We start from the raw sequence: 23,256 nt of genomic DNA on the forward strand, positions 1-23,256 counted from the left end.
CGTTACAATCGTCGACAGACCAGCCCATACATCGGGAGCAGCATGGCAACCCTGTCCTCTATCGAAAAGCGGAAACTCGAACGCTTGCTTGGCATGAGCAGCGGCTATGTGCTCGACTTTTCCGACCGCACGTTTTCCCTTTTCTTCGAGGAGCACACTGGCCTGGACATCGACGATGCCAAATACCGGATCAATATGAGTTCGGGCTCCAAGGCCAACCGGATGCGGGGCTTTTGGACCATTGAACCCGACCACATCGTTGCCAAAGCGCTGGTCGCGATGATCGAGCACGCCAACGAATACGAGTGCCTTCCGGCCGACATGGACAATGCCCTGCTCGCCGACGTGCAGAATATCATCGACCGACTTCAACAAAACTCGGCGAGTCCGGTCCCGGAGGTCGACGCATTCACGGCCAGCGTCAACGACCTGGACTTTGAAGCAGCCGCGAAACACATACGAACGGCCATCGATCAAAACGAGCCGGCGACAGCGCTTGATCGCTTGCACGTGTTCACGATTAAGTTTCTTCGCACGCACTGCGAGCGCCGCGGCATTGAGGTGAACCGAGACAAACCGTTGCACAGCCTTATGGGCGAGTACGTCAAAGCGGTTCGAGCAGCCGGGCTGCTTGAGTCGGAGATGACCGATCGCATCCTGCGGAGCAGCATCAGCATCCTGGAAGCATTCAACGATGTACGCAACAACAAAAGCCTAGCGCACGACAACCCCATCCTGAACCACAGCGAGGCTCTGCTGATCTTCAGCCACATCGGTGCATCGATCCGGTTCATTCGAACGCTGGAAGGACGAGCGATGGACCGATCGCGTTGAACGTTGCGTCCAAGCCCGGACCGCGTATGGCCGTTACAACGGGGAAAAATCGTAGGCGACGTGGCCCTGTTCGGGTCGCTAGCAGAACTCACGCGCTGACGTCGGCAGCGCCCCGAGTAGCTCAGTCCGGTCGACGAGCTTGCGCGCAATCAGGTGCCGCACCTTGCCCTCGGCTTGCCACACGCCGTAGACGGCGAGCAATGCCGCGCCGAGCGCCTCCTTCCGATACGTTTCCAGCAGTTGCGGCCAGAGAATCACGTTCACCTGGCCAGTCTCGTCCTCGAGCGTCATGAACAGCACGCCGTTGGCCGTGCCCGGACGCTGCCGCACCGTGACCAGTCCGCAAGCGCGTGCGAGTTGCCCGCTGCGCAGCGTCGCCAACTGGTCGGCCGGTTGCAGGCGATCGAGCGTCAGGCGATCACGCAGCAGCGCGAGCGGATGCCGGCCGAGCGTGAACCCCATCGCGCGGTAGTCCGTCACGATCTCATTGCCCTCGGATGCTTGGGGCAACGCCGGCACTGCGTCGTCACGTTCAGTGCCGCGCAGCAGATCTCGATCCGGCACGGCAGCGGCCGCCAGCCAAAGCGCCGCGCGTCGGTTGCCGTCGGCGAATGAGCGGAGGGCGTTCGCGCGCGCGAGCACCTGCAGGTCGTGCCGATCAAGCCGCGCTCGGCGCGCGAGGTCCGCGACGTCGACGAAAGGCCGCGCTGCGCGTGCGAGCTCGATGCGGCCCGCGACATCCTCTCGCATACCGCGCAACAGCGAGAAACCGAGGCGCACGGGCGCCGACGTCGTCGGGCCTTCGATCGCGGAATTCCACGTGCTCACGTTGACATCGGCGGGCAGCACCTCAACGCCGCGACGCCGCGCGTCCTGCAGCAACTGCGACGGCGTGTAAAAGCCCATCGGCTGGCTGTTGAGCAGGGCGGCCAGAAACACGGTCGGTTCATGTCGACGCAGCCACGCGCTCGAGTAGACGAGCAGCGCGAAGCTGGCCGCGTGGCTCTCCGGGAAGCCGTACTCGCCGAAGCCTTTGATCTGCGCGAAGATCGATTCGGCGAACTCGCGATCGTAGCCGCGCGCGAGCATGCCGCTCACGAGCCGGTCGTGGTACGGCTCCAGTCCGCCCTTGCGTTTCCATGCCGCCATCGCGCGGCGCAGCTGGTCGGCCTCGCCGGCGGAGAAGCCGGCCGCCAGCATGGCGACCTGCATCACCTGCTCCTGGAAGATCGGCACGCCGAGCGTGCGCTTCAGCGCTTTCTCCATGCCATCCGACGGGAACGTGACGGGTTCCAGTCCCTGCCGGCGGCGCAGGAACGGATGGACCATCCCGCCTTGCACCGGGCCCGGCCGCACGATCGCGACTTCGATCACCAGGTCGTAGAAGCACTGCGGCCGCAGGCGCGGCAGCATCGACATCTGCGCGCGCGATTCCACCTGGAACACGCCCATGCTGTCGCCATCGCACAGCATGTCGTAGGTCGCCTTGTCCTCGACCGGTATGTCCTGCAGCTCGAACGTCTCGCCGCGCTTCTCGGAGATCATGTCGAGCGCGCGTCGCACCATCGACAGCATGCCGAGCGCGAGCACGTCGATCTTCAGGATCCCGAGCGCCTCGATGTCGTCTTTGTCCCACTGGATGATGGTGCGGTCCTCCATCGCGGCGTTTTCAACCGGCACGAGCCGTGTGAGCTTGCCGCGGCTGATCACGAAGCCACCCGAGTGCTGCGACAGGTGCCGCGGGTAGCCGAGCAGCTGCGCGGCGAATCCAGCCCACTGCTGGTTCAACGGCGCTTCGGGATCGAGGCCGGCCTCGGCAAACCGCTGCAGCAGATCCGCGCGCGAATCGAACCAGTGGTGCTGCTTCGCGACGCGATCGACGATCGCCGGATCCACGCCGAGCGCCTTTCCGGCTTCCCGCAACGCGCTGCGCGGCCGGTACGTCGTGACGGCGGCCGTCAGCGCGGCGCGATCGCGGCCGTACTTGCGGTAGATGTACTGCATGACCTCTTCGCGACGCTGATGCTCGAAATCGACGTCGATGTCAGGCGGCTCGTTGCGTTCCTTGGAGATGAACCGTTCGAATAGCATCGATTGCCGCGATGGATCGACCTCGGTCACGCCGAGGCAGTAGCAGACCGAGGAGTTCGCCGCCGAGCCGCGGCCCTGGCACAAGATGCCTTGCTCGCGTGCGAACTGCACAATGTCGTAGACGGTCAGGAAATACGCCTCGTAGTTCAGGTCCGCGATCAGCTGTAGTTCGTGTTCGATCTGCGCCTGCACGTCGATCGGGATGCCGGCGGGGAAGCGCCGCCGGGCGCCGATGTAGGTTTGTTCGCGCAGGTACGTCGCCGGGTCGGTACCGGCCGGCACCAGTTCGTCGGGATACTCGTACTTCAGGTCGTCGAGTGAGAACGTGCAGCGCCGCGCGACGCGTATGGTTTCCTCGAGCGCGCCGGCCGGGTAGAGGTTGGCGAGCCGCAGGCGTGATCGCAGATGACGTTCCGCGTTCGGCGCGAGCTCGTACCCGCACTCGGACACCGGCCGGCCGACCCGGATCCCGGTCAACACGTCCTGCAGCGGCTTGCGCGATCGAACGTGCATGAGCGGCCAACTGGTGGCCACCACCGGCACGCCGTGGTGCGCGGCGACGCGCTCGACCACGCCTCGGTGGATGTCGTCCATCGCACGCGCGTGCAACGTGAGCGCAACCCACGCGCGATCGCCGAACACGCGCGCGATCCACTCGACCTGGGCGTCGAGCCGCTGCTCGTTGGCTGGGAAGTCGGGCGACAGGATCGCGATGCAATCGGGCAGGGTGCGCAGGTGGGTGAATGGGGCTTCAGGGTGCTCGACATCGAGGGGCGCCAGGCGGTACGTGCCTTTCTTTCCGCGCATGCGGCCGAGCGAGATGAATTCGCAGAGGTTGCCGTAACCGTCCCGATTCATCGCGAGTGCAGTGAAGGCGAGCGCGGGTGAGCCGTCGGCGGCCGTCAGCCGGAAGTGCGAGCCGATGATCAGCGGCATGTTCGCGGCCTTCGCTTCGACGTGCGCGCGCACGGCGCCGGCCAGCGAGCATTCGTCGGTGATCGCGATCGCGCTGTAGCCGAGCTGCGCCGCGCGCGCGACGTATTCCTCGGCGCGTGACGCACCGTGCAGGAACGAAAAATCGGAGGCGGCTTGAAGTTCCGCGTAGGCGGGCAAGGCGCCGAAACTGCCGGCGTTCATGGTGAATCAACCGAACAGGCCGTGCAGGAAGAAGCGCGCTTCGCTCTCGTCGCTGGCCGTCGGCCGCTCCTTGTAGATCCAGTAGCAGATGCCGGCGGTGTCCTCGGCGACGAAGTAGTCGCGCGTCACGGTCTGCCCATCCTGCCAGCCGCCTTCGATGCGCTCGCCGGGCGATACCATGCGCAGCGGAGTGCCGTAGAACGGCCGATGCTGGCGCGTGAGAAGCGGCACGGGCTTGGCAAGCAGCCACGCCGGGCGTGGCAAATCCGCCGGCAGCGACGATGGCTTCGGCGCGTCGCGCATCGGCACCCATCGAGCGGCTGGCTCTGGACGGTAGTCGGCCATGGGAGCCGGGACGAGCACGTTCTCGGCGCCGAGCCGCGCAGTCAGCAGTTCGAGCAGCCGCGTGTGATCCTGCGGCGTGCCGCCAGGCTCCGGAAATAGCGAGTCGCTCGGTGCGGCTGCTTCCTGCACGCTGCGCGCGACCAGGCGCACCGCAATCACGGGGCCGGCGAGCTCGACGTGGCCGAGCCGTTCCTTGACGAGCCGGGTGAGGTGTTCCTCGAAGCGAGTGGGCGCGCCCAACGCAATTTCGATTTCGGTCGGCGCGATCGCCTCCCGGCCGCGCTCGTGCTCGAGCAACAGCGCGAACGCGGCGACGTCCAGCTGCTTCGCGGTGAGCCAGCCAGTCAGCTGCATGATCAGCCGGCGCGCAACGAACAGTAGTGCCTCGGCATGCTCGACACGATCCATCAGTTCGACGCGCGTGTCGAACGACGGCGGCATTTCGATCCAGTCGTAAGGCGCCGGCGCGGTGCCGGCGACCTGGTCGAGCCAGTCGAGCAGCTGCGTGCCGCAGCGCTTTTTCAGCCCGGCGCGAGGCAAGCGCTGCAGATCGGCCAGCGTTTCGCAGCCGAGATCCTCAAACCAGTTCGCGTAGCGCCGAGCGTCCGGCGCCACGACGAGCGGCACGCGCGCGAGCGCGCGGCGCAGCGATCGTGCGGATAGCGCGATGCCGCCGCGCAGGCCGCGGGCAACCATCCACGCGGCCGGGCCCGACGACGCCACGGATATCGCCGCGGTGACGCCGAACGACGCGACGACGTCGCGCACGCAGTGGCGCAGCGCGCGGATGCCGTGGAAGAGGCGCAGGCTCGCCGTCACGTTGAGCACCACGACTGCTTCCTCGGCGTCGACGACGCTCGGCGTGAACTGCAGGAGCGCATAGGCAACGCCGAGCACGAGCTCGCGCTCGCGCGCGGCGTCGCGCTCGCGGATCTGCGCGTCCGGCGCGAGCGACAGCACGCCACCGCGGCGCATGCCGGCGACCACGCCGAGCGCACGCGCGGCGAGATCGAGCGCCACGACGCGGCCGCCCTCGAGCACGACGAGCCCGCGCGCATCGTCAGGCGACGGCGCTGGCGATTGCGGCCGGAACACTTCGAGATTGAGGTGCGGCAGATGCACGCCGATCCAGACTTCCATGGCGGTTCAACAAAATCGGCGAGGGGGACAAGGGAACGAACAGCGGCGTGTCGCGTGCTGGCCCGCGGCGCTTCACGAACGTGACGTCGACGCCGTCGCGCTTCGGCGCCAACGCGAGCCGCAACGGTGCCGGTGACGCGTCGCGCGCGGCGGCCGCCGGCCGGAACAAGAAGAACAGCGCCTGGCCGCTCTGCGCGGCCAGATTGAGCCGCCGCAACGCGTCCGCACGAACGTGCGACTGCCAAAGCAGCACGGCGGCGCACGTACCGGCCCGCAACACCTGCTCGGTGGCCCACAAGGCGTCAGCCGTGCGCGGCGCCGGCAGCGTGACAAAGCTCGCCGGATCGATGCCCCAATACGCGAGCGCCAGCGGTTGCAGCGCGTGCGGTGGCTGGATCAGGACGACCGGCTTGCCGGCCGCGCGCGCGAGCACGGGCGCCAGCAGCCGGAGCTCGCCGATACCCGGCTGCGGCGCAAGCAGTTCGACCAGGGCGCCAGCCGGCCAGCCGCCGCCGGGCAGTTCGGACGTCAGTTCCGGATGACCCGTGTCGACGGCGCGGGTGCTTGAGCGGGCCAGTTGGCTGGCTCGCCATAAACCCGGGTGGATGGCTTCAGGATGGGCGAGGACAGGATGCATGGGGTCAGTTACACAAACACTGTACATTTATACAGTATATGCGAGACATGACCGCCTCTCCAACTCCTGCGTTTACGCCGCCAGCTGGTGCTCGTAGTACGGGCGCTCGTGGTCGGCGAGGATTTCGCGCAGCTGCGCACGCCGGGATGGGTCAGGCGCGAGCCACGCATCGACGTTGGATGACTTGATCGGCACGATGCAACGGTTGTGGCCGGCGGCCGCTACTTCGGGCGGCGGATCGTCGGTGATCGCCGCAAACGACCAGAGGTCGTCTGCGCCGGGGATCTCGGTGCGCGTCCACAAGCAGGCGAGCTGCATCGGCTGTGGCGGTGTCGGATCGAAACGCAGTACGACGTCCTTCCCGTCGCGGTCGACATGCTCGAAAAACGTGTCGGCGAGCACGATGCCGTGTGTGAAGCCAAATACCTTGCGCCAGGCCGTGGCGAGGCTCGAGATTTTGGCGTTGTAGGTTCCCGGCTTCTGTTTCTCGTCCGCCTCGGTCCAGCCCGGTATACGGCAGCGGTACCGCATCGGTACGACCAGCCGCTTGCCGTCGAGCTCGATCAGCACGGGCGCATACCAGCCGGGGAAGATCCTCGAATCACGCTCCTGCAGGTCCTGCCGGCGAAGATCGTCGAGCCCACGCGTTGCCGCATCGATCTTGTCCGTGGCGATCCGGACGTCCTCGCTGGCCTTCTTCGTGACCTTCACGGCGAGTTTCTTCTCCGCGGCTGCAAGCCGCGTGCGCTGCTCGAACAGATCGGCCTCAAGCTTCCGGGTTCGCTGGTTTCGATACGTGGCGATCGCTGTCGAGATTTCTTCGTCGACACCGGCGAACGCGGCGTCGACCGCTTTCGGGATCTTGATGTCGGCCCCGGATGCGCGCGCGAAGAAAATGCGCCTGAACGTTTCGATGTCCATGTCGGCGCCATAGCGCCGGACGTACTCCCGGTAGTTGGCTTGGATCTTGGCGGAATAACACATCGTCGTCCCCGGTGCGCATCGGCTCGCAGACAGGGTACCGCAAGTTTTAGCTAACGGAAGTGCGCGGGACGTAGTGCGGCCTGCATCTGGCCATCCCGACCTGCACGATCTCTAGCGGGAGAGTTGCTGCGGCGATGACGTCTATCGAATCAACGCACGTGAAACTGCATGTATGCTGTTGGCGAGCCGCGACGGATTCACGGTTTGTTTGTCGGCGGTGGTTGAGGGCTGTTTCGCGATACGAAGCGGTAAAGAATCGCAAATCGATGTCGATATCATCGTGTAGGCCCTGGAGGGGTGCTATTTTGGCCGTGCACCTGGGCGTTCACGATGTCGGATAAGTTTCAACAACAATCACATCGTATGTTGACAATAAAAAATAGAATCTTTTGTAGAGGGTCGATGACAGTGATTGCTCAAGCCACTGTCGTTGCAACTTTTATCTCACTAAGTTTGATTTATGCTGGGGACGTCATGGCGGAAGATAGCAAGCACAGAATCGAAGAATCGAAGGAATTTTGGATAAAGAAGCTTGGTCTGGAGGCTCATCCCGAGGGCGGATATTATAGATACGTGTTCGGTTCTAATGTGGTTCGGAAAACGGCAAGCGGTGCTGAAAGGAAAGACTACAGCGGAATTTTCTTTATGGTGACACATGACAGTCCGTCCCATTTTCATCAGATGGTATCCGATGAAATATGGTATTACCACGCCGGTGCCACGTTGACCATGCATGTTATTGACGAAGCCGGGAAATATCACACGACACGCATTGGTCCCAATCCGGATCGCGGCGAGGTACTATCCGCAGTGATGCATGGTGGGTGGATTTTTGGTGCATCGGTTGATTCGGGTGACTATACTCTGGTGAGTTGTGCGGTCGTGCCTGGCTTTGATGATTCTGATTATAGAATACTAACTCAGTCTGAGTTATTGGGAAGATATCCGGAGTATCGAGATATAATCATGAAAATGGCGTATCAAAGTCTTCCAAAGTAACGCGCCAGATTTTATGTTGAAGCATCGCTGATTTGTTGTTTGATTGTCGTTTGCGTGGATGAATTTTGGACCGGGGTCAATCATGTCAATGGCGAACAGTATTCCAACCTGCCAGGTAGAGGCGATCTTCCCGAAAGATGGTGAGAAGCGCCTGTCGGTGGCAAGAGTCCGTGTGAATGACACGGGCGTATCGCTGAAGCTTCCGGTCGGCGAGCTGCTTGAAGCGGAATGGATTGAAAAATTTTCTGTAAACGATGTTGCACTACTTGCGACGGTGAATGCCAACGACGTGCGAATACAGAATATTACTGAGAGAAAGTCGCATTTTCCCTACGCAATTATATATCTCACTGCACTATTTAGCGTCATGTTGATAACCACCAATCTGATTGGTGACAGCATATCGACTATAAGTTTGCCGTTCCTCCCGGGATACAGTGTGTTGTTTCCGACGGCCCTGGTAGTCTTTCCGCTAACATATTGCTTTGGGGCCTGCATAACGGAGACGTATGGTTTTGTTGTAAGTCGACATGTTATATGGGGCTCTTTTTTGGTGAATGTTCTGGTTGTTGCGATTATTCTGTCTCTCGAAAAAGCAGGGTTGCTTGAGGGGAGCATTCTTGGAGTGTCGCAGCAGATGATGAGGGCGTTGGGTGCTTCGGCGGTTGGTTATTTTGCTGGCGAGCTCTCTAACTCTCTGATGGTGTCCAGGTTGAAGGTGGTGTTGAAGGGGCGGGCGCTGATTTTTCGCTTTATTGCGGCCAATGCTGTCGGTGCGGTTCTGGATAGCGTGCTTTTCGGGACTTTGCTGTTTTATGGAACGGTGTCGACGGATTTGCTAGTAAAAATTATTATCGCGCAAATTACGGTAAAAGTACTGTACGAAGTGATTTTCTCGGTGCTGTTTTCGCGAATCGTTGTTTGGATAAAGGCACGCGATGGTGTTGATTATTTCGATTATAAAGTCAGCTTCATTGGCAATTAGCGGGAGATAATTATTTCAAGAACTTTGCCGACGACGTCCTGGTTCTTGATCTTTTGAGGGTGGCGCTTTGACGTTGATTCGATGTCGTAGCCGGTGAGCGTCTCCCCATCAGTTACCTTTACGATGCGGTACGTATGCGGATCGATCTCGACTAAAGCCAAATCTCCGGAATCGAGCGACTCGTACTCTCCTACGACCAGGATAGAGTTGGGTGGCAGGGGTTCGGTGCGGCTCTTCGCCTCGAGGGCAACAGCGAAGCTGCTCGAATTTATGTTTGCCACTTTAATCCAGCGCTGATCATGTCGTGCGGCGGTTGCGGCCTGGCGAGCGTCACGAAGCTTGCTTTGCTCGTATACAGGCACGAATCCCTTGTTCTCCTCCTCGAAGAGCGTAGAGATCGGGACAGAAAAGAATCTAGCAATTGCCGAAATCGTGCTCAGCCTCGGATCGGTCGTCTCTCCTGACAGGAGGCGGCTTAGCGTCCCTTGATTCAGATTGATCGCGCGCGACAACTCCGCGTCGCTGACGCCAGCCTCCTGCTGGAGGTGTTTGACCGAGGCCACAAAGGTGGCAGCTAAGCTCGCAAGATCTTCTTTTTTCTTCACGCGAAGGATCCGACCCTAATTACTGTTCGACGAAGCACTTGAAAATTTTCAAGAGCCTGTTAGAGTTGGTGACGCCGTTCGGTCGTGGGGTGGTGGGGCATCGCTGTCACACTGGACGGACATAGGTCTTCGGGGGAAGACTTGCAAAATGTGTTGTTTTGCAATGCTGTTTGTGTTCTAATGCAATGCAATAGACCACGCATTGCTCGAAATTGAATCGAACCATCCGAATCGGGAGCTATCGTTTTACTATCCTCCAGTTGAGCACATTGGAGGGTGGGTTGAGCAAGATTACTGAGGCGGAATTTAGGGACGCTGCGAAGAACAATGCTATCAAACATGCGGCGGTGCTGCGCACGGATGAGGGCTATCTCTTCGTCGTCGAACTGTCTTGGAAAGAGGGCACGCACACACTGTATACGTTTCGGAATGAGCCGAGAACGTGGGCAAGCCTGGATAGGATGATGAAGTATTTCGAGAAACATGAGCTGAACGTGAACGCGATCAGCTTGCAGTGGAATCCCAAAGAAGTCAGGGGAAAGTAAAAGGCTGATAGAGATAGAGGCGGTTGGCATCAGTGCTACCAACACTGACGCCAACCTAGCCACAGGGGCGCTCGTGCGAGAACGTAGTGAGTTCTGAGCGAGGCCCAATAGGTTATCGAGCGAGGCCCACCAATGGCTGGCTGTATTGTATGCGATCTTGATCGCTCTCGGATATTTCTTATATCCGTAGTTATCCTGAATTCGCTACTAATCGGAACGAATGCGCGTGCCGACTGTATCGACGATGCGGCCGCCTACCATCATGTCAATCCGGCGCTCGCGCACGCGATCGCGTCGGTCGAGTCGCGCTTTTCGCCTGTCGCGTACAACCGCAACGCGAACGGCAGCGAAGACATCGGTCTGATGCAAATCAATTCCAGCTGGCTCCCGACGCTCTCGCGCTTCGGGATCTCGCGCGCTGCGCTGTTTGACGGCTGCGTAAACGCCTACGTCGGCACCTGGATCCTCTCGCAAAACATTTCCCGCCTCGGTTTGACGTGGAACGCCGTTGGCGCGTACAACGCGGCGTCGCCACGCAAGCGCGTCCAGTATGCACGGCGCGTCTACTCGGAACTTTTCCGGTTCACTCCTGGCGTGGCGTCGCCGCAATCGGATCTCCCGGTAAGCGTTGCTCCGATAACTCTGAACAGCACTGCAGGTGGCCAGGCAGTGGCCGCGACGGAATAGGGGCGCCCGATGAATTCGAACAATCAAGCGCACTTTTGCAAAACAGTAAGCACTACGAACGGCTTATGCCATCTGCATACTGCGGCAACGATCAGCCTCCGACCTCTTACCAGCCGACGCGAGCCACCTCACTCGCGTCCCGTCAGCCCCACCCCCCTCGATGCCGGGCATGACGGCTTCGCCGGCCGCGTAGGCCCCGCTTCCGGCGCTTTTTTATTCCTTGTGATTCCCGGGTTTTGGGCGATCGCCACTCGAGAACGTTATCCAGACCACGGAGGCCCGATGAGACGGCCACGAATTTTTAGCATGGCTCGTGCGGGTGGTCTTGCCGCACTCGTGATGATCGCTTTGTCCGGTTGCGCGACCAGTGGCGACGGCTCGACGGCGGATTGGGCACCGGTTGCGCGTCAGACCACTGGGCGCTATCAGCGCGTGTGCACTCTTCCGCCGAGTGCAACGGCATCCGCCCAGGTAGCTGCGCAGCCGCGCGCATCGTCCGCTAGTTCGCTTGCTGCGGCCTTGGCGCCGAACGCGCCCGGCTTCGATCTGCGTGCGGACGACAAGACGTTGTCTATCTCGCTCGCGCGTTGGGCCAGCATGACCAGTGTGACGCTGCGCTGGATGACGGCGCTGCAGGTACCTGTGACCGCCGATAGCCACGTCGCAGGCGATCTGCCTGCCGCTATGAAGTCGATCTTGGCGGCGATCACCGAGGCAGGCTATCCCCTCACGATCCTGCAGGTTGCCGACGGCAAGACGTGGATCGTCACGGACGCGAACGATCTGAACAGTAAGCCGCTGTTCGGAACTGCGGCGACGAACCTGGCACAGGTACCGAAGGGGGCGAGCGATGCGCAAGCACATTGAGTGGCCGCTGCGCGGCGCGCTCGCGATCAACATTGCGCTGGCGGCTGTTGCGCCTGCGCACGCGGCCGACCAGGTGGCAACGTCCAGCGCGCCGGCAATACACCTCGCGCCTTACCTTCCTCGCTACACCCCCCCGGCAGCGCCGACGCCGGTCGTTGTCGCGCCGGCAGCCTCCACTGGAACCTCATCGTCGTCGGGAGGGGTTCCACCGCTGTCGTCCGATTCGCTCGTTGCGCTTGCCGGACAGAACTCGGCGAGCAATGTCGCGCCCGCCGCTTCATTGTCGCCGTCCGAAACTGTGGTGGCAGCGCCTGTTACCGATGCGCCGTCGAAACCGATGCACCACCTGACCGGAGGAGTGTCGCTCGAGTCTCAGCTGCGTGAGTGGGCGAAGTCGGACGGATGGACGCTGTCCTGGAACGTGGGCCCCGACTGGATCGTGCCGAACGACACGGATTACGTCGGTGATTTTCCGGAGGCCGCGACGAAGGTCATCCAGGATTTGGCTGCCAACGGCGCAGATGTTCGCGGTGATGGCTATCCCGATAACCGGACATTCGTTGTCCATGAGGCGGGGAACGACTAAATGCGTGCTTCCTTTCTGTCACCCGCGCTTGCGCTCGTACCGGCCGTCGCTTTGACGCTCACCGCGTGCGCGATTCGCGACATTCGCAACGAGCAGCAAGTTGCGACCGACCAGACTCGCGCGCAGATTGCGCAAGCTCCGACGAGTCGCCCCGTCGTCAAGATGCATAAAGGGGCGTGGCTGATGGGCGAACAGATCGTCGCCGGAAAGCCGCAGCCGGCGATCTACGACAAGCCGGTGTCCTATACGTATCCGGCTGGGTCGCTGACGGAGGTTGCTCAGTGGATCACGCGCATGACGGGCGTGCGCACTGAAATCGATTCGTCCGTCACGAGCTCGACGCCGATGCAGGCGTCGTTCTCGGCACCTGCAGGCGGGGCGATGTCGTCGCCTCTGCCGCCCGGCGTGCCGGGCATCCCGCTCGGCCAGCCGACTATTCCGGCCGCGGCCGGATCGACGAACCTCGATTCGGCGCGCGTACTCACCTACAAGGGCACGTTCAAGGGATTTCTCGATCAGCAACAAGCACGCTTTGGCGTTTGGCATCGCTATCGCGACGGCGTGATCACGTTCTTCAAGCGCGAAACACGTGTGTTCCCGTTGCCGGCGCTCTCTGAAACGTCCGGCATGGAAAGTTCGATCACGACCAGCTCGAACTCGGCGAACGGCGCAAGCGGATCAAGCGGTGGCGGCAGTTCGAGCGGCACATCGGGCGGAAATTCCCAACTCTCGACGCTGAAGGTCACGATCGCGCCGTGGAAGCAATTGCAGACGACCGCCTCGGCGATCGCTGGCAACGGTGCTACGGTCACGGCCGATCCTGACCTCGGGGTGTTGGTTGTGACGGGTACGCCCGCACAATGCGACGCCGTCGATGGCTGGATGAAATCGCTGACCGCGATGTACAGCAAGACGATCGCGGTGGACATCCACCTGTATTCGGTACAGACGGACCACGACGAGAATTATGGCCTGGATCTCGCGCTCGGCTACAAGAGCGCGACCGGCCATACGTCGGTCGGAATCACGGGCGCGCCGGTACCGTCGATCAGCGGAGGTGGTTCCGGCATGAGTTTCGGTGCGAGCATCCTGACCGGGCCGTTTTCGGGTACCAAGGGCGCGGTCAAGGCGCTGTCGAGCCTCGGCAACGTCACCACGCTGCTGTCGAACGCGGGCGTCACGCAAAACGGGAAGAAGGTCACCCTGCAGGATGGCGAACAGATCCCGTATCTGCCGCAGACACAGAGCACGTTGGCAGCTAACGTCGGGTCATCGTCGTCGGCAACTGGACAATTTCAGCCGGTCGGCTTCACCGGCCAGTTCTTGCCCAAGCTCGTCAACGGCACGATCGTGATGGATTTTTCGCTCACGTTAAGTCGCCTGATCGAGATGGTGTCGCTGCCTGCGGGTTGCAACTCGAACAGCACGCAGTCGTGCCTGCAGATGCCGCATCTTAAGAATTACGACCTGCAGCAGATCGTGCCGCTGAAACCCGGCGAATCGCTTGTGCTGGTCGGCATGCAACGGTCGGACAACAGCACGCAGGACAACGGCGTGGGTTCCCCTTTCAATCCCATCCTGGGCGGCGGTGTCGACGCGCGCCAGCAGCGCACGCTGCTCGCGATCGTGATCACTGCACGACTGCTGTGAGGCCGCGCATGAACATCCGACCGCGTTTCTATCCGTCATCCGTTCGCGTTTCTGCGATGACTGGCGCGCTGCTCGCATTCGCACTGCTGTTCGCCGTGCATCCCCGCGCGAACGGCGCACCGACATTGCCGGTGCCTGCTGGTGCCACACCGGCACCGCAAGCCAGTGCGACGATCGCCGCCCCTGCCTCAGCGCCGGCCTTCGCCCTTACCACGTCCGAAAGCGATGAACTCGCCGCGCTCCAGGCACGCATTCCCGTGCTGCGCGCGAAGAAGGAAATCGCCGAGCTCGAGGCCGCGATCGATAAGGCGAAACATCCGGTGTCGGCCGGCATGCCGCCGGCCTTGAGTGGCCCGCTGCCGGGTTTGGGTTCGCCTGTTCCTGGTGCGCTGTCGACCGGCATTCGTATGCCATCGGTCAGCGACATTAGCTTGTCCGGTACGGGTTCGTACGATGGTCGAACGATGGCGACGCTGGTGGTCAGTGGCGTTGAGCGCGACGTGACGATTGGCGACACGCTCGACGACGGCTGGAAGGTCGCTCGTATTGAAGGCAACCGCGTCCAGTTGGCGCGTGGTGGCCGGGTGCGGTGGGTGAGGTTCTGACCATGCTCACGATCGTGACGCTTCCCGATTCGAGCGTGCGCTACGCGCTCGGCCTCACATGGGAGCACGAGCCCGTCAAACCGAAGCCCGCGGCGCTGCGTGAGCGCGCCCGGCGGCTCGGTCGCTTTGGCATCGTGCGTCACACGGCGACAGGCGTCTACCAGGCGGGCTATGGTGAACTGCCGCCTGGCACGAAGGGGGCAGGACGCATCCGCGCGCTCGCGAGCCTCGCGGCCGAGCAGTATCCGTCGCCGTGGATGGGCGTGTTCAAGCTGACCGACGACGCGTATTGGCTGATCGCGGTTCGCGACGGCGAAATCGTACCGGGCGGGGACCATTTTGGTAGCCGCGACGACGTCATTGCTGCCCGAGATGCGTTGCGTGCGCAGGAAAGCTGGCACGAGCACGATGGGACGGTCGCAAACCTCGCGGAAATTGTTGGGCTCGCGGTGCCAGAGCGTGGCTTGCGCGACCTGCAGGCATCGGTCCCGCGGGTCGTATGGGCCGGAGCGATTGTGGTGGGTGTCAGTGTTGGGACCGCTGCTGGTGTCGTGTTGTGGGCGCAGCAGCAGGAGGCGAAGATCCTTGCTGAACAGCAGAGACTCGCGGATGCACGGCGTGCGCAGCGCGAGGCAGAAGCGGCGATTCCGCCGTGGACGAAGCTGCCGGCACCTTCGGCGTTACTGAGTGCTTGCTCGCAGGCTTGGCACGATCAGCGGCTGGCACGAAAGGGGTGGACACTTGCGAGTTGGCGTTGCGAACAGCAAGGCGCGCTGCTCGCGCTGACGATGAACTGGACGCGCCAAGGCGGCACGGCACTCGATGCGCCCGGCGCGCTGAGCGATCCCGATCATTCGCAGGAGTCCCGGACGCAAGACGCGACGTTGCAGCCGTCATCGGCGCCGGCTGCACTCGCCGACATCGCGCGGCGCACGATCCTGACCTTTTCGCAAACGCGCTCGGTGCCGCTCACGCTGGATCCGCCGCCGAAGCCGGATACAAGCGGCAAGACTCGCGATGCCGACGAGCTGCCGTGGCAAGCACGCGGGGCGGCTTTCACGTTCGATGTGCCGCCATGGATGCGGTATAGCGCGGATTTCGATGCGACGCCGGGCTTGCGGCTCGCGTCGATCGCTTACGACGCAGCCAAGGGGGAGTGGACCGCACAGGGCACGTTGTACGCGTGGACGAAACTGCCGGATGCCCCGGCCAACACGCGGCCGTTGCCGGTGCCGGCAGGAGCGAAATCATGAAGTCGCCACGGACACTGATCGCATCGGATGCGATGGCGCTGGTCGCGCCTGACGCGGCTGCGGTGTCGCCAGTGAGCCTGGTGCCGGCGATCGGCACTCGCCCCGATCGGGTTGACGTGCCGGAGCATCTGCAGTCGAGCGTCGTTGTTGCGATGTCGGCTAACGCCGGTGATGCAGACGTCAAGGTGATGATCTACATCGACCATCGCGTCAAAGGCTCGGCGGCCGTGCGGACGTGGCTGAAGCGCCTAGACGAACTGAAGATCGGTTACGCCGTCGACTCGGTCACGGTCGACTCGCTTGAGCGTCTGCGTGGTCAGCATGCGATCGCTCGGCGTGATGATCCGATGCAGGCTACGCAAGCACGGGCGCTATCGCTTCTGTCGCTGGCGGCTGCAGCTGGCGCCAGCGACGTGCATATTTTGGTGCGTCGTAAGCATACGGATGTGCAGGTGCGGATCCACGGCGATCTGCACACATCGGATGCGTTCTCGATGCACGCTGACGAAGGTCGGCGGCTGATCGGCGCGATTTATCAGGGGCTCGCGACGAACAAGCCGCCCGAGCTGAAGCCGCTGGACTTCCAGGACGCTCAGATCGACGGTGAAACGCTCGTGGGGACCGCGCTGTCGACGGTGCGGATTATTCGAGGGCCGTCCGTACCAATTACGCACGGAGGCGGATTCCTTGTGGCCCGGCTGCAACGTCGTCCGGACGCGGTGCCGACCAAGTCGCGTCGGGATGCGATTCGGGAGTTGCGACTCAGGGCCCCGACTCGTCCTGAACAACCGGAGAACGATCCCGCGTGGAAGGGGTTCGCGCCTGCGCAAGTCGAGCGGATGCGGCGGATTGCGCACCGTCCTAACGGACTGGTGGGATTGACGGGGCCTGTGGGTAGCGGCAAGACGCAGGCGATCTTCCATATGGAACGCTATATCGCTCAGCGCTTTCCGGAACGTCGTCAGATCGCAATGGAAGATCCGCCCGAGTTTGAGAAGGACTGGGACGTTCAGTTGGTCGTTGGGGTGCACACCTTTATGGATCTGCTGCGCGAGACATTGCGCATGGATCCGAACATGCTGTTGGTCAGCGAGCTGCGTGCGCCAGAGGAGGCACATACGGCGCTTGAGGCAGCGCTGACCGGTCGCCTTGTGCTGACTACGCTGCACGTTATCGATCCGTACTACTTCTTCGAGCGCCTCGAGGACATGGATCCGGTACGGCTCTCGCGCCGCAATACATGCAACTCGGAAAAAGTAATTGCTGTGATTGGCATGCGACTACTGCCGCGGCTGTGCGAACACTGCCGCGTGCCGCTTGTGGACGCCGCGGCCGATGCGGTGCCAGACGAAGTGCTGCGCGCACTCAACACGTGGGGCGACACGCTGAACGTCCACGTGCGCGGGCCCGGCTGCGAGCACTGTGACGGGCTGGGGACAGTCGGGCGGGTGGTTGCAGCTGAAATCATCGAAACAGATGTCGCGTTGATGTCGGACCTGCGGACGTTGCCGCTCGATGAGGTGAAGCGTCAGCACCGAGCTCGACCGGACGCTGATTACTCGATGCTGGCGTATGCCGTCGCGAACGTGCTGGCCGGGCGTGTAGATCCGAACGCGGCGCAGTCTCAACTGAGCGTAGAGGTCCGGAACGGCGAACGACTGCCGACATTCGAGGAGCTTGCACCGTGAACGGATTCTCTTTCCCGCTGGTCGGCTCGCTGTTTAGCCGTCGTCGACCGCGCGATAGGGCGCTGTCGTGGGGGCTGCGCCTGCGCATCTACGAGGATGCGATCCAGTTGCTTCCGCAGGGTCAATCGCCCACGCACGTGCTGATGCTGCTGCGCCAGAGTCTATTGCGTCGCAAGAAGCGGGCAGCGGCCCAGCAGATCCACCGCGTGTACCTCGCGCTTGAGGATGGCGCGTCATTTGCGCAGGCGCTTGGTCCGGGCTTGCCGGACATGGAGCGCAGCGTGTTGGAGATTGGCGAGCGCTCGAGTGAAGGTGGATTGCCCAAGGCAATGCAGCAAATCATCGACACGCGCGCACGCATTCTCCGGATTCAGTCCGTCGCGTGGTCGAGCATCATCGACCCGATCGTCTACGTGATCTGTATGTACGGATTTTTCTATGTCGTCGGCCAGCAGGTAATGCCGTCGATCGAACTGATGTTGCCGCGTGAAAAATGGACAGGATGGACGGCGCTGCTCGGTTGGTTTGGTGATCTCGGGCAAGGCTATGCACCGGCGATCGCGGCGGTGCTGGCCGCTGCGTTCGTCGCGGCAACCGTGAATGCGTTGCCGCGCTGGATTGCACGGGTGCGGGTTTGGGTCGAGGAAGCGTACTTCGTTTTTACGGTGTACCGCGAGTTCGAGGGTACGCGCTGGTTGCTGAATCTGGTCACGCAGGTCAAGGGTGGCGTGCCGCAGGCCGATGCGATCGCGCAACAGATTCGCCGCGCGTCGCCCTGGCTCGCATCACGGTTGCGACCAGTGTACCGGGCGCTGGTTGAAGGTCATCCGTTGGGCGATTCGCTTCGGCGTTCGGGCCTCGGGTTTCCGTCGCCGGATCTGATTGAACGGATCGCGACGCTGGACGGTGCGGAGGGTGGCGCGGACGCACTCGAGAAGCTTGCACACACGCATGCCGATGATCTGGAAAAGCGTATGCGCCGGATATCAAAGACGGTCGGTGGTATCTGCCTGTTCGTGATTTTTATGGTGATCGGCCTTGTGCAGCTCGCCAGTAACGGTTTGATCGGGAACATGGCCGGCTCGATCGGGATGTAGGCATGGCGGTCATCAATTTTGGGTAATGCAAGCGCAGCGCAGGAGATAGGACATGGGTGACTTACTGGCAACCTGGTACGGCAAGCTGTTGGTGCTGTTGGGCATAGCGGCCGCAGCAGGCGTGATCTATGCCGCGTCGGGCGGCAACAAGGTTTCGTCGCAGGTGAGCGATATCACGATGCTGCAAGGCAGTGCACGGCAGCAGCTGGGCGATACGCCCAACGGTTACATGAACTTCACGACGGGCAACACGGCCAACCTGATTACGGCGGGCATCGTGCCGCCGGGAATGGTCCGCAACGGCAATCTGACCAGCAAATGGGGTAGCGGTATCACGCTCGCGCCCACGAACAATAACGCGCAAGGCGTGATCACGTTGCAGGTGATCAACAATCCGAAAGACTGCTCGCAACTCGTGACGACCTTGCGCGACTACGACACGCTTGTGGTCGGGGGGACGACTTTCACACGAAATGCCTTGCCGGATGGCAATACGGCGGCAGCGGTGTGTGCCGGTAACAACGTGACGCTTCAGATCACGTTCAGCTAATCGAAGTAAGAGGGGCCTTGCACTGCGCGAGCGGTGCGAGGCCAGTCGGATAGACGTCATTGGAGAAGCAACGATGCTGTCGAATCAAGAAGCGTTCGGGAAAACTGAGCAGCACGAGTTCCTTGTCGAGTCGGGAGACGGTTCGCTCGTGGCGCTGAGTTTCTCCGATTTGTACCTCGAGGCCGGCGATACGGCATGGTTCAAGACCTATGCGAACGACCCGATTCGACATGAAGTTGGGTTCGACCAACGCGATGCGATCGCGGTGCTGAAGCAGTATCTCGAGTCGATGGTCACGAAAGACGACTTTCGTTTGAAGTGGGATGGGGTGTCGATGCGCGGCGCTCGCTTCGAGACGATGGCTGGTCCCCTCTATGTTCTGCGTCGTCATGCACCGGCCGCGCTGCCGTTCGATGCTCTTGGCTATGGCGAGCGGATCGAACGCGCGTTGCTGTCACCCGCGATGCGCGGTCGCGTGATCCTGCTAACGGGAGGTACGTCGAGTGGCAAAACGGTCGGTGCGACGTCGCTGACTGTCGAGTGGATGAAGCGCTACGGCGGGGTGGGCTACACGATCGAGAACCCGATCGAGGTCGAGATCGAAGGTGTGTACCGCGGCGAACACGCGACCGGCACGCTGTATCAGAAGGAAGTGGATGAAGACTCGGAGTTCGGTTTGGAAATCCGACGCCGTCAACGCGGTGCTCCGAATTTGATCCTGGTGGGCGAACTGCGCACGGCCGATGCCGTTGTGCAGGCACTGCTTGCGGCAGCGTCTGGTGTGCTGGTGATTGCCACGTACCACGCTGCCGATCAGATTACCGGGCTGCAGCGTCTCGCGAGTATGGTGCGCGACGCGGGCGCCGATTCAGGGTTGTTCGCGCACGGCATTGGCGCGGTGATTCACCAGGAGTTGCAGCTGACCGAGCGTGATGACGATATCCATCGTCAACTGCGCGTCACGCCGTTGATCGTGGCGGGCTCTCGCAACGAGAAGGGTATTCGGTCGCAGCTGCACGGGACAGATTTCCGGCAGATGGTGTCGGATATCGATCGTCAGAAGCGCGTGATGTCCAGCGCGTCGCTGGACGTGGAGTTCTGAATGGGCCGGCTCTTTCCGTTCGTGGTGCTGATGGTGGCATTGGGGCTGATTGCCGGGGCCCAGCGCGAGGTAAGCCGCGTCGCGGGCCCGGACGCGCGAGCCGATAGCGTCGCGCAAGTGCGTGCGCTACAGGCCGAGGTGTTTGCGGCCGCTTGCGTGGAAAGCGCCCAAGCACAGCCGGGGTTGGTCAGCAACGCTTTGGCCGTGACGTGGCCGACCGGGCTGATCGCGCTGGGAGGTTCGATATGCGCGACGAGCCGGGACGGTACGGGACGGCTGGTGTACGCGGGCGTGCCGACGATGCCGGGGGCAGCTGGTGTACTGATGGAGCGGCTCGACAATCCTGCGTTTTGGTATGCGGTGCCGGTAAGCGGTACAGCGAAGGCGCTGGTGAACGGGCAGTCGATCAACGTGCCGACGACGTTCGTGGCCGGCACGCTGCTGTTTCAGGGAAGGGTGACGCCGTGACTAGGAACCGGGAGATCGAGTCGGTTGAGTTGGTGCCGACGCGGCGAGAAAGGATCCTCATGGAGTTCGCCAGGCTGGTGCTTGGCCTGGCCACGATGATCTTTGTCTATCAGTGGGCGTTCGAGCCGGAGATTGCGGAGATTTTGAAGATGCCGCCCGATGCAATTGGGTCGCGCATCGTCTCGGTGCTAGGCATGGCAATGGTGGCGGTATTTTGTGCGATCCAGCTTTTCGATGTGATCGGATGGCTGATCTACGGTGTGTTCGAGTGCTTTGCCGCGCTTCGCGCGCGCGACAGGCGATAGGAGCGAGTGATGGGCGAAATGCTCGGCAGTCTGGCCGGTACGTTGATGTGGCTCGTGATGGCCTCAGGGCTGTTCGTGTGGCTGCAGCATTCGGCCGATGCGATCCAGATCGCCGGCGCTGCGACCCAGGCGCAGGTCATGGGTGCAGCGCTCGGTCGCTACGTGAAGGATCACGGCGCCGAGCTGGCCGCCGTCGCGACCCCGAATCAACCTGCGAACGTGACGGTTTCCGACCTGCAAGCGGGCGGATATCTGCCGTCCGGGATGAGCACTGCGAACGTGTTTCGCCAGCAATGGGCAGCACAGGTGCTGCAGCCGCAACCGGGCAAGCTGCAAACGATGTTGTTCACGACGGGCGGCACGGCTATTCCGCCGAGCAAGCTGGTGCCGCTGGCATCGCAGTCGAGCGGCCGCGGGAACCTCGGTGGCTTCGTGCCGTATCCGAACCAGGCTGGAGACGCGACGTTGCAGCCGTCGGTTGCGGTCGGGGCGGCATTCCGCCAGTCGCTCGCCGGCTACACGAATCCGGGCAGCGGTCATCTGGCGATGATGGTGGGGGTGGGCGACGCACCGAGCGACAACGGATATCTGTATCGGGTTGACATGAAGCCGGGCCGGCCGGATCTGAACGCGATGCAGACGGACCTGAGCATGATGGGTACGGACGGCGCGCAACACAACATCACCGGCGCAGATACGGTTAACGCGAACACGTTCCGACTCGCGAACGGCGCCGGTATGAATGGCGATCAAGGCGGATCGCTGGAACTGGGGGACATGACCGGCACGCATCCTGGACAGGTTCCGTATGTCGATTTTCACTACGGCGGCAAGGGCGTGCAGGACTTCAACATGCGCGTGATGAACGACGGCGACAACCATTTGATGATTAGTGGCGCAAACGGCCGGGGCTCACTTGGGGTGCAAGGCACGCTGCAGGCGGGAAATATCGCGACGGCATCAACAGCGTGCTCGCCGAACGGCACGATGGCGGCAAACAGCGACGGGTCCGGCCAAATTCTGTCATGCCAGTACGGCATCTGGTTGCCGATCGGAGGACACAAGCTTTGGTACGGGTTCGTGAACGTCAGCAATGGAAGCTACGTGCCGAAGCCGACGTGCCCGTCCGGTGGTACGCCACTCGTTATGACGGTACCAAATAGTTTCAATGTCGATTCCACGGCGGTCGTCAATTACCAGTCCTGGGCAAACGGCGCTGGATGGATCGTCGCGATCCAAGACGGCAACAACGCGCCGATCAGTGGAAATGGCGTCGCCGCGACGTACTGTTCTTATCAATGAGGACCACGAGATGAATCGCAGTAATTTTCTGATTCTGGCCTGCGCACTCGGGATGTCATCGGTCGCATTCGCTAGCCCCGTTGTGTGCTCGTCGGGAAACCAAGACTCGACGTGCTTGCCGCCGATCCACGGGGATCCGATTCCCGCGCCTCAATGTTCGCAGGGGCCGGGATGGGTCACAACGGGTAGCGCGGTTTGGCAGGGTTCGCATTGGAGCCAGCCGCAGTGTAGCTATCAGCCGCCGCCGAGCTGTCCGGCAGGCATGTTGCAGACGGCCGGGCCGACCTGGACGGGTTCTCAATGGACGCAACCCAGTTGCCAGTCCGTTCCGCCGCCTGCTGTCGATCCGGTTGCTCAGTGCGCGCAAGCCATCGCACAGCGTCAAAGTGCGTACGGAATCTCGGATGCAAATGCCGCGACGGATGCACCCGTGCTCGAGGCAAACAACACCCTTCGCTGGCATTACTGGACAGCCAATAACTACAGCGACTGGAAGATCACCTGGAACGGCGTGTATGCACCACCAAAGCAAATCGGGAATTTGTTTTCGTTTACGACGAATGGCCATTTCGTCGTCGTTAAAGGAGCGCGGCTCGATTCCGGCGTCGATCCGGGCTCCGGCATGGAAATCCAGAATTTCGTTGCGGCTGTCTGCGAAGCTGACCCGAATACGGGCGCCGTCATTGGTGTTAGTGAAGCGATCGGCTTTGCACGGTGCGGCGGAAAAGCACCGGAAGGTTCGTCCGGACCGTGTGGGCGTTGAGCGGTGGTATTGGCGATGAGGTTGTAGTGAT

General features: G+C 62.0%; 23 protein-coding genes. 18 read left to right on the plus strand and 5 right to left on the minus strand.

Going from position 1 to position 23,256, the window contains the following annotated elements:
* Positions 1–42: 42 nt before the first annotated feature.
* On the plus strand, positions 43–834 hold the full coding sequence (locus CFB45_RS37725) for an abortive infection family protein (protein WP_089430223.1): 792 nt from the start codon (positions 43–45) through the stop codon (positions 832–834).
* Between the two features lie 78 nt (positions 835–912).
* On the opposite strand, the gene CFB45_RS37730 is transcribed toward CFB45_RS37725, so the two are convergent.
* The 4 genes from CFB45_RS37730 to CFB45_RS37745 all read right to left on the minus strand — a co-directional run bounded on the left by CFB45_RS37730 (position 913) and on the right by CFB45_RS37745 (position 7,168).
* Positions 913–4,062, minus strand: coding sequence for an error-prone DNA polymerase (locus CFB45_RS37730; protein WP_089430224.1), 3,150 nt, complete (start codon positions 4,060–4,062; stop codon positions 913–915).
* A gap of 6 nt (positions 4,063–4,068) precedes the next feature.
* Positions 4,069–5,547: a Y-family DNA polymerase gene (locus CFB45_RS37735; RefSeq protein ID WP_179255157.1), complete on the minus strand. Its 1,479-nt coding sequence runs from the start codon at positions 5,545–5,547 to the stop codon at positions 4,069–4,071.
* Positions 5,468–6,184, minus strand: coding sequence for a translesion DNA synthesis-associated protein ImuA (gene imuA / locus CFB45_RS37740; RefSeq protein ID WP_089430225.1), 717 nt, complete (start codon positions 6,182–6,184; stop codon positions 5,468–5,470). Before imuA ends, CFB45_RS37735 begins: the two co-directional genes overlap by 80 nt.
* 72 nt (positions 6,185–6,256) lie before the next feature.
* Positions 6,257–7,168 (minus strand): SOS response-associated peptidase family protein, encoded by a 912-nt coding sequence (locus CFB45_RS37745; protein ID WP_089430226.1) that lies wholly within the window; start codon positions 7,166–7,168, stop codon positions 6,257–6,259.
* A 402-nt stretch (positions 7,169–7,570) separates the two neighbouring features.
* On the opposite strand from CFB45_RS37745, the gene CFB45_RS37750 reads away from it, so the two are divergent.
* Positions 7,571–8,167, plus strand: coding sequence for a cupin domain-containing protein (locus CFB45_RS37750; protein ID WP_256978548.1), 597 nt, complete (start codon positions 7,571–7,573; stop codon positions 8,165–8,167).
* Between the two features lie 82 nt (positions 8,168–8,249).
* Positions 8,250–9,152 (plus strand): VUT family protein, encoded by a 903-nt coding sequence (locus CFB45_RS37755; protein WP_256978549.1) that lies wholly within the window; start codon positions 8,250–8,252, stop codon positions 9,150–9,152.
* Here the strand turns inward: CFB45_RS37755 and CFB45_RS37760 are convergent.
* A complete protein-coding gene (locus CFB45_RS37760; RefSeq protein ID WP_179255158.1) occupies positions 9,149–9,757 on the minus strand; it encodes a helix-turn-helix domain-containing protein in 609 nt (202 codons plus the stop codon). The genes CFB45_RS37755 and CFB45_RS37760 overlap by 4 nt on opposite strands.
* Before the next feature lie 281 nt (positions 9,758–10,038).
* On the opposite strand from CFB45_RS37760, the gene CFB45_RS37765 reads away from it, so the two are divergent.
* The 15 genes from CFB45_RS37765 (at position 10,039) to CFB45_RS38870 (ending at position 23,225) form a co-directional block, all read left to right on the plus strand.
* Entirely contained in the window at positions 10,039–10,302 is a 264-nt protein-coding gene (locus CFB45_RS37765) for a hypothetical protein (protein WP_144025291.1), read from the plus strand.
* A 132-nt stretch (positions 10,303–10,434) separates the two neighbouring features.
* A complete protein-coding gene (locus CFB45_RS37770) occupies positions 10,435–10,989 on the plus strand; it encodes a lytic transglycosylase domain-containing protein (protein WP_089430231.1) in 555 nt (184 codons plus the stop codon).
* A 306-nt stretch (positions 10,990–11,295) separates the two neighbouring features.
* Positions 11,296–11,856, plus strand: coding sequence for a TcpQ domain-containing protein (locus CFB45_RS37775; RefSeq protein WP_179255159.1), 561 nt, complete (start codon positions 11,296–11,298; stop codon positions 11,854–11,856).
* Complete coding sequence (locus tag CFB45_RS39245; protein ID WP_179255160.1) at positions 11,840–12,442, plus strand: TcpQ domain-containing protein; 603 nt, start codon at positions 11,840–11,842, stop codon at positions 12,440–12,442. The genes CFB45_RS37775 and CFB45_RS39245 overlap by 17 nt, the downstream gene beginning before the upstream one ends.
* Positions 12,443–12,787: 345 nt before the next feature.
* Positions 12,788–14,092, plus strand: coding sequence for a type II secretion system protein GspD (locus CFB45_RS37785; protein ID WP_179255161.1), 1,305 nt, complete (start codon positions 12,788–12,790; stop codon positions 14,090–14,092).
* 8 nt (positions 14,093–14,100) lie between these two features.
* Complete coding sequence (gene pilP, locus CFB45_RS37790) at positions 14,101–14,697, plus strand: type IV pilus biogenesis protein PilP (protein WP_089430235.1); 597 nt, start codon at positions 14,101–14,103, stop codon at positions 14,695–14,697.
* 2 nt (positions 14,698–14,699) lie between these two features.
* Positions 14,700–15,950: a type 4b pilus protein PilO2 gene (gene pilO2 / locus CFB45_RS37795; RefSeq protein ID WP_089430236.1), complete on the plus strand. Its 1,251-nt coding sequence runs from the start codon at positions 14,700–14,702 to the stop codon at positions 15,948–15,950.
* A complete protein-coding gene (locus tag CFB45_RS37800) occupies positions 15,947–17,638 on the plus strand; it encodes an ATPase, T2SS/T4P/T4SS family (RefSeq protein WP_089430237.1) in 1,692 nt (563 codons plus the stop codon). Before pilO2 ends, CFB45_RS37800 begins: the two co-directional genes overlap by 4 nt.
* Positions 17,635–18,735, plus strand: a complete 1,101-nt coding sequence (locus CFB45_RS37805) for a type II secretion system F family protein (protein ID WP_089430238.1) — start codon at positions 17,635–17,637, stop codon at positions 18,733–18,735. The genes CFB45_RS37800 and CFB45_RS37805 overlap by 4 nt, the downstream gene beginning before the upstream one ends.
* Positions 18,736–18,787: 52 nt before the next feature.
* On the plus strand, positions 18,788–19,285 hold the full coding sequence (locus tag CFB45_RS37810; RefSeq protein ID WP_089430239.1) for a type 4 pilus major pilin: 498 nt from the start codon (positions 18,788–18,790) through the stop codon (positions 19,283–19,285).
* 73 nt (positions 19,286–19,358) lie between these two features.
* Entirely contained in the window at positions 19,359–20,387 is a 1,029-nt protein-coding gene (locus tag CFB45_RS37815; protein ID WP_089430240.1) for an ATPase, T2SS/T4P/T4SS family, read from the plus strand.
* Positions 20,388–20,855, plus strand: coding sequence for a hypothetical protein (locus CFB45_RS37820; protein WP_089430241.1), 468 nt, complete (start codon positions 20,388–20,390; stop codon positions 20,853–20,855).
* Positions 20,856–20,914: 59 nt separating this feature from the next.
* Positions 20,915–21,160 carry a hypothetical protein gene (locus CFB45_RS37825; protein WP_144025292.1) on the plus strand — a complete coding sequence of 82 codons (246 nt, stop codon included), beginning with the start codon at positions 20,915–20,917 and terminating at the stop codon, positions 21,158–21,160.
* A gap of 9 nt (positions 21,161–21,169) precedes the next feature.
* Positions 21,170–22,462: a shufflon system plasmid conjugative transfer pilus tip adhesin PilV gene (gene pilV, locus CFB45_RS37830; RefSeq protein ID WP_089430243.1), complete on the plus strand. Its 1,293-nt coding sequence runs from the start codon at positions 21,170–21,172 to the stop codon at positions 22,460–22,462.
* 262 nt (positions 22,463–22,724) lie between these two features.
* Entirely contained in the window at positions 22,725–23,225 is a 501-nt protein-coding gene (locus tag CFB45_RS38870) for a hypothetical protein (protein WP_144025293.1), read from the plus strand.
* The last annotated feature ends 31 nt before the right edge of the window (positions 23,226–23,256 follow it).

This window comes from Burkholderia sp. HI2500 (assembly GCF_002223055.1).
In the GTDB taxonomy this organism is placed as follows: domain Bacteria; phylum Pseudomonadota; class Gammaproteobacteria; order Burkholderiales; family Burkholderiaceae; genus Burkholderia.